At 73.3% G+C, this 10,105-nt stretch carries 7 protein-coding genes and 1 pseudogene; all 8 read right to left on the bottom strand.

Going from position 1 to position 10,105, the window contains the following annotated elements; translation table 11 throughout:
- Positions 1 to 275, bottom strand: a pseudogene (locus VFF97_RS09730) (hypothetical protein); the annotation flags it as partial.
- Entirely contained in the window at positions 272 to 1,939 is a 1,668-nt protein-coding gene (locus VFF97_RS09725; protein ID WP_325033300.1) for a serine/threonine-protein kinase, read from the bottom strand. The pseudogene VFF97_RS09730 and the gene VFF97_RS09725, both read right to left, overlap by 4 nt.
- On the bottom strand, positions 1,936 to 3,204 hold the full coding sequence (locus tag VFF97_RS09720; protein ID WP_325033299.1) for an FHA domain-containing protein: 1,269 nt from the start codon (positions 3,202 to 3,204) through the stop codon (positions 1,936 to 1,938). The genes VFF97_RS09725 and VFF97_RS09720 overlap by 4 nt, the downstream gene beginning before the upstream one ends.
- The gene (locus VFF97_RS09715; RefSeq protein WP_325033298.1) at positions 3,204 to 4,040 is read right to left on the bottom strand and encodes a PP2C family protein-serine/threonine phosphatase; all 837 of its coding nucleotides are present in this window, start codon (positions 4,038 to 4,040) and stop codon (positions 3,204 to 3,206) included. Before VFF97_RS09715 ends, VFF97_RS09720 begins: the two co-directional genes overlap by 1 nt.
- Positions 4,037 to 5,287 (bottom strand): RDD family protein, encoded by a 1,251-nt coding sequence (locus tag VFF97_RS09710; RefSeq protein ID WP_325033297.1) that lies wholly within the window; start codon positions 5,285 to 5,287, stop codon positions 4,037 to 4,039. Before VFF97_RS09710 ends, VFF97_RS09715 begins: the two co-directional genes overlap by 4 nt.
- On the bottom strand, positions 5,284 to 7,779 hold the full coding sequence (locus VFF97_RS09705) for a transglutaminase-like domain-containing protein (RefSeq protein ID WP_325033296.1): 2,496 nt from the start codon (positions 7,777 to 7,779) through the stop codon (positions 5,284 to 5,286). The genes VFF97_RS09710 and VFF97_RS09705 overlap by 4 nt, the downstream gene beginning before the upstream one ends.
- The gene (locus tag VFF97_RS09700) at positions 7,776 to 9,095 is read right to left on the bottom strand and encodes a DUF58 domain-containing protein (protein WP_325033295.1); all 1,320 of its coding nucleotides are present in this window, start codon (positions 9,093 to 9,095) and stop codon (positions 7,776 to 7,778) included. The genes VFF97_RS09705 and VFF97_RS09700 overlap by 4 nt, the downstream gene beginning before the upstream one ends.
- The gene (locus VFF97_RS09695) at positions 9,095 to 10,066 is read right to left on the bottom strand and encodes a MoxR family ATPase (RefSeq protein WP_325033294.1); all 972 of its coding nucleotides are present in this window, start codon (positions 10,064 to 10,066) and stop codon (positions 9,095 to 9,097) included. Before VFF97_RS09695 ends, VFF97_RS09700 begins: the two co-directional genes overlap by 1 nt.
- Between the last annotated feature and the right edge of the window lie 39 nt (positions 10,067 to 10,105).

Genomic DNA, 10,105 nt, shown 5'->3' with positions numbered 1-10,105 from the left:
CGCGCCCCCGGCGCGAGCCACGCCTGCACGCGGCTGCCCGAGTCGGTCACCGTCGCCGACAGCCGGCTGCCGACGTTCGAGAGGATCCACAGCCCGTCGACCCGCTCGATCGTGAGGAACTGGCGGTGGAGGAAGAGGTTGTCGTCGATCGCGAGATCGCCCTCACGGCCCACCGTGAAGGTCTGCGAAGGCTCGACGTGGAAGATCTCACCGGCGAACTCGACCGTCAGGCGATCGGTCCGCGGCTCAGTCACACGGGACTCGACGGCGTTCACGGCACGCACTCCTTCGCGGGATCGGAGGACTGCCCGTTCGTGCGCACGACCATCACCTCGATGCACGTCGTGCCGGAGGGGTCGGCGGGAACGGTCGCGGTCGGCTCGGTCACCGCCTCGAACTCCGGGTCCTGATCGGCTCGGGTCACGACCCCGACGAGGAACCGGTCGCCCTCCTGCGGGTCGGGGTTGGTCCACGTGAACTCGACGCCGTCGGCGGTGGGCGTGCCGTCGAGGTCTGCCGGAGGTGCGACGACGGCGGAGATCGGATCCTTGGGCGCCGAGGTCGCGGGCGGGGTGGGCGCGGCATCCGGCGATCCACCGAGCAGGGCCGGGAGCGACACCGCCAGCACGACGGCGATCACCACGACGACAGCGGCGGCGACGAGCCCGATGACGAGACCCTTGCGCGAGGGCGCGGGCGGCGCCTGTGCCGGCTCGGGAGCATCCGTCGGCACGCGCAGGTTCGTCGCGTCGATGTCGTCGAGGTCGTCGAATCGCCCCGGTGCGGGCGTCGCGACGCCGGGAACGGAGGACGGCACGGGAGGCGTCGGGCGTGCGGATGCGTGGCGCACCGTGTCGGCGCCGGCGACGCCCGCACCGGGGCGCAGCACCGTGTCGTCGGGTGCCTCGACGTACGTCGCGACGGGCTCCGGCTCGCGCCGCGACGGCGCGGTGGTCGCCGACGGGCGCGTGAGGCCCGCCGCCGGGTTGGTCTCGGGGTTGATGCTGACGACGCCGCGCACGCGTGTGAGGCCGTCGTCCTCGTCTTCGACGATCTCGTCGGTCACGCCGTCGTCGAGGATGTCGATCGGGGTCACCGAGTGCGACAGCTCGATCTGCACCTTCTGGAGCGCGCGGGCGAACGCGAGGGCGTTCTCGTAGCGGTCGGTGACCGACTTCGCCATCGCACGTGCGAGCACCGCGTGCAGCGACGCCGGCACGTCGGCGCGGTCGAGCAGCGGCAGCGGCGCGGTCTCGATGCGCTGGATGAGCTCGGCGGCGGTGTTGCGACGCCCGGGCTGCTCGAAGGGCGAGCGGCCCGCGAGGAGTGTGTAGACGGTCGCGCCGAGCGCGTACACGTCGGAGCGCACCTCGCTGCGCGGCGTGTCGGCGAATGACTCGGGCGGCGACCACGGGATCGACAGTCCCGCCGACTCGGCCGCCGCGCTCGTCGTCGAGGCGATGCCGAAGTCGGTCAGCGCCGGGCGGTTGTACTCCGTGACGAGGATGTTCGCGGGCTTGATGTCGCGGTGCAGCACACCCGCGCGGTGCGCCGTCTCGACGGCCGCGGCGACCTGCACGCCGACGCGGAGGGACTCGGCGATCGAGAACGGCTCGCGTCGATAGCGCACCTGGAGGTTCGGCTTCGGGCAGTACTCCATGACGAGATACGGCCGGCCGTCGCCCGCGACTCCCGCCTGGTAGATCGTGACGATCGCCGGATGCGTCGACAGCATCGCCATGACGTTCGCCTCGGCCGTGAACTCGGCGACCGAGCCGCTCGACATGCGCTCCGTCAGCAGCACCTTGACCGCGACGCGGCGCTTCGGCAGATGCTGCTCGTACAGGTACACGTCGGCGAAGCCGCCCGACCCCAGCACATCGACGTAGGTGAAGCCGGGCAGCTCGGGCGGCGCCTGCGGAGTGCGCTTCGCGTTCACGAGATCCCTTCGACGGTGACCGTGACCCCGTCGCCGAGGTCGATGACGTCGCCCGGCACGACGACGGTCGGCTCCCCCGGGTGCAGCCGCACGGGGTCGCCGCCCTGACGGACAAGCGTCGTGCCGTTCGTCGTGCGCAGGTCGGTCGCGACGATGCTGTCGCCCTCGACCCGCAGTTCGATGTGGCTGCGCGAGATGTCCTGCTGCGGGCTGTCGACCGCGACGAGGTGTGGAAGATCGGTGCCGGTCACCCGCGTCGCGCGTGGGCGCCGCCCGATCACGACCGTGCGGTCGAGCAGGAGCGTCTGGCCGGTCGAGAGCCGGATGCGGCCGGGGGCGGGAGGCCGCGGTGCCGCGAGCGGCGGAGGCACCGAGTCGACGATGCCCGCCGTGCGCAAGGCGCGCGCCTGGGCGACCGAGATCGTCTCGCCGTCGTGGTCGCCCTCGACCGCCCGTGTGGAGTCGGCCTGGACGGTGGCCTCGGACTCGTGCGAGGACGAGTCGGCCTTCGGCCGCGCGATGGTCTCGCCCCACAGGTCGTCGTCGCCGATGCCCGGATCAACGGTTGCGGCCGCGGCGGCGGATGCCGGAGCGATCGTCGACTCCGACGGAAGCAGCGTCTCGACCATCGAGCCGTCGAGCGGGACCGAGGCGATGACGGGGCCGTGCGATCCCTCGGCCGCAGCGGCGTCTCCGTTCTCGGGAATCGGCGCGGCGACCGGCTCGGCGACTGTGGCAGCCGGGCTCGGCGCGGCCGGGGCGGGGGCAGGGGTTGCCTGGGTCGGCGTGGCCGCCGGCTCGGCCGGAGCGGCGGATGCGGCATCCGGCACCCACTCGACCGTCGACGCGAGCACCACTCCGTCGGCGATCGGAAGCCCCGGGTCGTCGTCGCGCTGGGCCGTCGCCGATGTGCGGAGGGTCACGTGGGCGACGTCGTCGAGCACGCGCTCCGTCCACGTGGTGACGCCGGCGCCCGAGATCGTCTCGCGCCCGCCGGCCGTGTCGACCTCGAGCTCGAGCGAGCCGCGGACCGCGACGCGCAGCGACGTGCCCTCGGCGAGCGCGACCGCGAACGGAGGAAGCGACGCGAGAGACGTGCCGAACGTGCCCGTGAGGGCCTCGAGCACTGCCGCGAGCCCACGGCCCTCGGCGACCTCCGTCCAGATGCGGACGGCGAGCGCGGGCGGGGTGTCGGCCGACAGGGCGACCGCACCGCGGCGGGTGACGGCGACCGGGATCTCGCCGGGTCGATAGTTCACCGACATCAGAAGCCTCCTCCTGCGACCGCGCGCGGGAGCGTGTCGCCGTCGATGTGATCGACGACCGACTCACCGGGCAGGGTGTCGTGTCCTGCGCGGGGCGCCCGCGAGTGTACACGGACGGCGTCGACGACGAGCGCCGTGATGTTGTCGCGGCCTCCGTGCAGCATCGCCTCATGCACGAGTCGCGTCGCGGCAGCCTGCGGGTCGCGCTCCGCGAGGAGCACTTCGCGGATCGCGTCGCTGTCGAGCTCGCCCGACAGCCCGTCGGAGCACACGAGGATGCGGTCGCCCTCCTCGGCGGGGATGAGCCAGTAGTCGGGCTCGGACTCGCTGCCCGCGCCGATCGCACGCGTGATGACGTTGCGGCGGGAGTCGCGCGTCGCGGCGGCGGCGTCGAGCTCGCCGCTGTCGATGAGCTCCTGCACGATCGAGTGGTCGACGCTGATCTGCTCGAACTCGCCCTCGCTCAGGCGGTACGTGCGGGAGTCGCCGAGGTTGATGGTGAGCCAGTACCCCTCGCCGTCGATGTCGGCGATGACGACGCCCGCGAGGGTCGTGCCCGCACCCGCGCCCATGCCGGGCGGCAGCGCCTCGACGCGGCGGCGTGCCTCCGCGAGCGTCGTGTGCACCTCGTCGATCGTGAGGCTCGCCCGCCCGGCGAGCTTCGAGAACTCGTCGATGACAGTCGCACTCGCGATCTCGCCGGCCGAGTGCCCGCCCATCCCGTCCGCCACGAGGAACAGCGGCGACGAGGCGATGAACGAGTCCTCGTTGATACGGCGGCGCAGGCCCGGGTCGGTCGCCGACCCGTGCACCACCGTCACCGGAGACTGCGTCATGAAGGCTCGCTCACCGTCGCGGTGCGGTCGCCGAACTCGAGGCGGTCGCCGGGGCGCAGGGTGGTCTGCTGACCCGGAAGAAGCGGATGCCGCATGCCGTCGCGCACGAGCACCGTGCCGTTCGTCGAGTGGCGGTCGACGATCCACGCGCCCGCGTCGTCGCATCCGATCTCGAAGTGCGTCTTCGACAGCGACAGCGTCTCGTCGCGCACCGCGACGCTCACGGCACCCGGCTCGGCGGCGGGGTTGCGGCCGTACAGCGTGCGCCCGTACACGGCCATGCGGCCGCCGTCGTCCCACGTGAGGACCGCGATCGCACGCGCGTCGGGGTCGAGCGCCGGGCGCGGGACGGTGAGGGTCGACGTCCGGTTCGGTCGCGCGGCGAGCGTCGCGTCGAGGTCGTCGTCGCCGGCGGAAGCGACGGATGCCGCATCCGGACGCGGGCGGTCGCCGGTGATCCCGGGGACGTGCGCGATCATGCCCGTCGACGGCACGACCACCGCGGGCGCGACCTGCGGCGCCGGAGCGACCTGCGGCGCCGGGGCGGCGGCCTGCGGCGCCGGGGCGGGCGGGCGCGGCGGAAGCGGCGGGCGGGGCGGGACTCCTCCCGTGTACGCGGGGGCGGTCGCCTGCGCCGCCGCGCCCGTGAGGACCGGGCCGGTCGGGGCGTTGGGCGAGCCGCCCGCGGCGGGCGCGTGCGCGGGCGACGCGAGGCGCTGCATCGGGACTCCTGTGGACGGCGCCGCCGCCGGCGGCGTGGCCGCGGAGCCCTCTGCATCGTCGCCATCGACGACGACGGCGGATGCGACCTTGTCGTGCCAGCCCTGGCGACGGCCGCTCGCGTCGAAGAGGGGCGAGAAGTATCCGACGACGATCGAGCCCGCGAGGCTGAAGACGATGTTGCGCAGCAGTGCGCGCCAGAAGCCGATCGGGGCGCCGGTCGCGGCATCCGCCAGCGTGATGCCGACAAGCCGCTGGCCGATCGATCCGCGCACACCTTGCATCGCCGTGTACACGAGCCCCCACGCGAGCGCCGCGAACCCGACGCCGACGTACATGAGGAGGGCCGTCAAGGCGAGCGCGCTCTGCGTCCACGCGGGACCGATCGCGAAGATGATCGCGGCGCACACGCCGACGAGCACGAGCGAGATGCCGAACGCGATCGCGACGTCGATCACGTAGGCGCCGACGCGGCGTGCGATCGTGGCGGGCACGGCGGCCGTTGCTGCGGGGGGCGGGTTGGTCATGCGGTCTCCGCGGGTTCGGAAGGGGTGCGGGGTTCGGCGGCGGTGCGGGACCGGCGCGACGACGAGGCGGCCGACGCGCGTGCGGCGGCGAACGGGCGGGCGAGGGCGAAGCGCGTGCCGGCCAGCAGCGAGCGCAGCGACAGGCGGGCGCGCACGCGGCGCCAGAACGTCGTGCGGCTGCCCATCGTGCCGACGATCTCCTCGACCTGGCGCCAGAACTCGTCGACGTCCTGCTGCGTGGGCTCGGTCGGGCCGAACACCTGCGCGTCGGCGCGGTCGGCGAGCGTCGTGACGGCCGGCTCCTCGAGCGCGGTGCGGACGACGTGCGCATCCTCCTGGCGGGTCGCGCCGACACGCACGGGTGTGCCGTAGTCGACCGCGCGATCGACGAGCTCGTCCCACCCGCCGCTGATGCGGTCGGCGGCGCGCTCGGCGTTGCGGCGCTTGCGGCGCCGTGCCGCCTTGAGCGCGCCGATCACGATGAACGGCGAGGCGAGCAGCGCGAGGATGCCGATCGTCGCGGTGGTGATCGACACGATCGCCCAGATGATGGCGCCGATGCCGTCGTCGCCCTCCTCGGGCTCGCGCTCGTCGGGGATCGTCGGGGGCAGGTCGACCGGCTCCTGCTGCGGCGGCGGGGGCTGCAGCACCTGCGGCTTGGGATCGGCGCGCGGCTTGGTCTCCTGGTCGCTGGGCACCTGGTCCTCCGGCGGCGTCGGGTCGAACGGCACCCAACCGACGCCGTCGAACGCGACCTCGACCCACGCGTGCACGTTCTCGCCGTCGGCCTCGAACACGGGCTCGTCGACGCGGTCCTCATCGGGGTAGAACCCGAGCACGACACGGGCCGGGATGCCGAGTTCGCGGGCGAGCAGCGCCATCGCGACCGCGTATTGCTCGTCGTCGCCGACCATCTGCTCCGAGCCGAGCAGCGTCGTGATGCGCTCGGCGCCGTGACCGGCGCGCGAGAGCGGCTGCCCCTCGAGCCCGTGGCTGAAGAACCCCTCGGTCGACAGCATCTCCTGGAGAGCGCGGACCTGCTCGATCGGGGTGGATGCCTCGGCAGCGGCATCCGACGCGATCTCCGCGAACTCCTTCGGTACGCCCTGCTGCTTCGGCAGCCGCACCGGCGCGAAGCCCACACCCTCGAGCGCCTTGTCGCTGGGCACCGACGGCACGACCACGTCGAGGTCGTACGCGTCGCCCTCCTGCAGCGCGGCCGTCACGACCGCGGTGTAGGTCGCGGCGTTGTAGTGCGCCGACCTGCGCAAGTCGTCGGCGCGGTCGCCGTCGAAGCGGACGGATGTCACGGAGCCGACCTCGGGCATCCACACGCCGTCCAACTCGCCGATCTCGACGCGCACCGAGGCCTCGGCGCCCTCGACGGTCGGCGGCATCGTGTCGCGCATCGGCACAAACGCACTGGACGATCCGGCGCCCTCGTCGGACACGTTGTAGACGGTGCCCGAGTAGGCGTCCATGGTCGCGAGGCGCACGCGCGCGCCCTCCGGCAGCCCCGTCACGGTGAACAGCGTGTCGTCGGGGTGGTCGCGCACGAGCGAGCGGAACGACTGCAGGGGGCTCGCATATTCGCGCACGTCGAACGGCGGGATCACGACATCGCGCAGCACGTACCGCGGCGACGCCGGCGCGGCGAACCCGCTCGTGACGACGCCCGCGATGACCGCGATCGCGATGACGCCCGACCCGAGCAGCGCGCGGCGGGCGGAGCCGCTCTTCGCGGCATCCGCTCCCCCGTCCGCGCTTCCGAGCGACACCGCGGCCGACGACGGGGCCCACGCCTCGCGGAGCGCGAGCCACGCGACCGCGACCACCGCGAACACGATGCCCTCGACCACGGGGATCGCCGGCTGCGACGTGCCGAGCGCGATCTGCGTCGCGAGGTACGCCGCGGCGGGAAGGAGAGCCCATGCCGCGTGGCGCAGGCGCAGGCCGAAGCCGGCCGTGAGCGTCGCCGCGACGAGCGACAGCAGGAACGGGACGATGAGGAACTGCTCGGATGCCGGGACCGGCGCGAACGTCGTGAGCAGCTGCTTCCACGACGTGACGATGCCGGTGCCGAGCTGGATCCACGACTCGAGCGTGGGGATGACGCCGAGGATCGTCGTCTGCGGGACGGCGAGCGCCGGGCCGAGCAGGAAGTACGCGAGCACGACGAGGCCCGCCTGCTCGAGCACGCCCCATCGCAGGCGCGCCGCGAACGCGGCGACAGCCAGGCCCACGAGCGCTCCGCCGACCGCGGCGGGAAGGTACGCGGGGCCGCCGAACGTGGGCCAGAACCCGGCGATGGGCACCGCGACGAGCAGCGCGGCGGCGGCGAGGTCGAGCACCCACCGGCGCGTGGCGGTCGTCGCGTTCGCCCGCCGCTCCGCCGCACGGCGCGTGCGCTGCTCGCGGCGGCGCGCGGCCTCGGCGCGAGCCTCCTCGCGCTTCTCCCGCTCGACGACGGGGGCGTCGTTCGGCGCGCTCATGCGAGCACCTTCCGGAGGGCGGCGGGGAGCTGGTCGAGCTCGCCGATCGTGACGACATCCGCCTCGCCCACGCGGCGCAGCGACGGGGTGGCGCCACTGTGCGTGACGATCGCGAGCACGCGCGCCCCGAAGGGGACCCGCCCGCACGCGGCGCGCAGCTTGGCCGGGTTCACGCCCGAGCCGCACACGAGCACGACGATGCTCGCGAGCTCGACGGTCGCCACGAGGGCGGTCGTGAGGTCGAGGATGTCGCCGTCGCGCGGCTTCGACGGCTCGAGCGCCGACAGCGCGTCGAGGAGGCGCTTGCCCGTCGTGGCGGCCACCGAGCGGCCCTGCACTCGCAGGTCGACGCGCCGCGAGTCGCGCACGGCACGAAGGCCGAGGGAGCCGGCGGCCGAGATCGCGAGCTCGAACTCGTCGGTGTCGCGATAGTCCGACGGATTGCACGACAGGCCGATGACGAAGTGCGAACGGCGCGTCTCCTCGTACTGCCGAACCATGACATCACCCGTGCGCGCCGACGAGCGCCAGTGCACGTGCCGCAGGTCGTCGCCCGGCTGATACTCGCGCAGCGCGTGGAACGACACGTCGTCGCGCGAGAGGTCGCGCGCGGTGAGACCCTCGAGGTCGCGGACGAACCCGAGCGACTGCCCCTCGAAGCGCACCGTCTTGGGGTGGACGAACAGGTCGACGGGCTCGTCGCGACGGTGGACGCGCTCGAAGAGACCGAGCGGATCGCCGCGCACGACGCTCACCGGACCCACCGGCAGCACCGCGCGACGCGACGTCGGGATCGCGAAGAGCTCCTCGACCGACTCGCCGGCGGCGAGGCGGCCCACGTCGAACACGCCGCGACCGGCGCCGACCGGGAGCACGACGCGCGACGGCAGGATCGCCCGCCCACCGGGGTTCGACAGCGTGAGCGCGCCGACCGCGCGCTCGCCGACCACGACGTGCGTGCGGTTGAGATCGAGCGACACGTCGTAGGCGGTGCGTCCGATGAGGAACAGCGCGCACAGCGCCAGCACGAACGTGATGACGACCGCCGCCACGGTGAGCTCCCACCAGCCGAGCACGCTGCCCGCGATCCACAGGGCGATCGCCGCGACGATGAGCACCCACGCGATGGGGCGGATGACTCCCGCGACCGACCGCGCGCGGCGCAGGACCGCTGCGGCGACGGGCGCCGCGGCATCCGTCCATCTCGCCTTGCGGTCCCCCGCGGGCGCGCCCACGGCGTCCTCGCGCACCGCTGACGCGCTGCGCGGGGACTCGTTCTGCGTGGGCTCGGCCGACGCGAGGGTCGCGGAGGTCATCAGGCGGCGGCCCTCGCCTGCGGTGCGGGGACGCTCTCGAGCGTGCGGGCGATGACGGCCTCGGCGGTGGTGCCCGAGAACTCGGCTTCGGGGTCGAGCACGAGACGGTGGGTCCACACCGGACCGACGAGCGCCTTGACATCGTCGGGCGTCACGAAGTGTCGGCCCTGCGCGGCGGCCCAGACCTTCGCGATGCGGATGAGCGAGAGCGAGCCGCGCACCGACACGCCGAGGTTCACAGAGGCATCCGCGCGCGTGGCCTCGGCCAGCTGCGCCGTGTAGCGCAGCACCGCGGGCTCGACGTGCACCGTCGCGGCGAGGTCGGCCATGTCGGCGACGGCGCCGGTCGTGATGATCGCGGGGAGGTGCGCCGACGGGTTGCGATCGGCGGCGCCGGCGAGGATGCGCTCCGCCACCGCGAGGTCGGGATAGCCGATGCTCGTCTTCACGAGGAAGCGGTCGAGCTGCGCCTCGGGCAGCTTGTACGTGCCCGCCTGCTCGACGGGGTTCTGCGTCGCGATGACGAGGAACGGACGGCCGACCTCGTGCGGCACGCCGTCGACGGTCACACGCGACTCCTCCATGACCTCGAGGAGCGCCGACTGCGTCTTGGGCGACGCCCGGTTGATCTCGTCGGCGAGCACGATCGACGCGAAGACGGGACCGCGGTGGAACTCGAAGCGGTGCGCCTGCTGGTCGTAGATCGTGACGCCCGTCACGTCGGACGGCAGGAGGTCGGGCGTGAACTGGATGCGCGAGCTCGTGCCCTGCACCGTCGCCGCGAGCGCCTTGGCGAGGCTCGTCTTTCCGGTGCCGGGCGCGTCCTCGAGCAGCACGTGGCCCTCGGCGAGCATCGCCGCGAGCACGAGTCCCACGACCTCGCGCTTGCCCATGAGGGCTCGGTCCACGTTGTCGACGAGGCGCGTGAAGGTCCCCTGGAACCAGGCGGCCTGCTCCGGTGTCATCGTCATGGTCATCTCTCTCGTATCGCTGTGTCTGTCGTCGTCGGT

The organism is Microbacterium sp. (genome assembly GCF_035687345.1).
Taxonomy (GTDB): Bacteria; Actinomycetota; Actinomycetes; order Actinomycetales; family Microbacteriaceae; genus Microbacterium.
This window is presented reverse-complemented; position numbering and strand designations above follow the sequence as displayed.

Excerpts from the sequence above, each read along its gene's own strand:
- VFF97_RS09720 (WP_325033299.1), bottom strand. The coding sequence starts at position 3,204 with ATGTCGGTGAACTATCGACCCGGCGAGATCCCGGTCGCCGTCACCCGC.
- VFF97_RS09715 (WP_325033298.1), bottom strand. The coding sequence starts at position 4,040 with ATGACGCAGTCTCCGGTGACGGTGGTGCACGGGTCGGCGACCGACCCG.
- VFF97_RS09710 (WP_325033297.1), bottom strand. The coding sequence starts at position 5,287 with ATGACCAACCCGCCCCCCGCAGCAACGGCCGCCGTGCCCGCCACGATC.
- VFF97_RS09705 (WP_325033296.1), bottom strand. The coding sequence starts at position 7,779 with ATGAGCGCGCCGAACGACGCCCCCGTCGTCGAGCGGGAGAAGCGCGAG.
- VFF97_RS09700 (WP_325033295.1), bottom strand. The coding sequence starts at position 9,095 with ATGACCTCCGCGACCCTCGCGTCGGCCGAGCCCACGCAGAACGAGTCC.
- VFF97_RS09695 (WP_325033294.1), bottom strand. The coding sequence starts at position 10,066 with ATGACGATGACACCGGAGCAGGCCGCCTGGTTCCAGGGGACCTTCACG.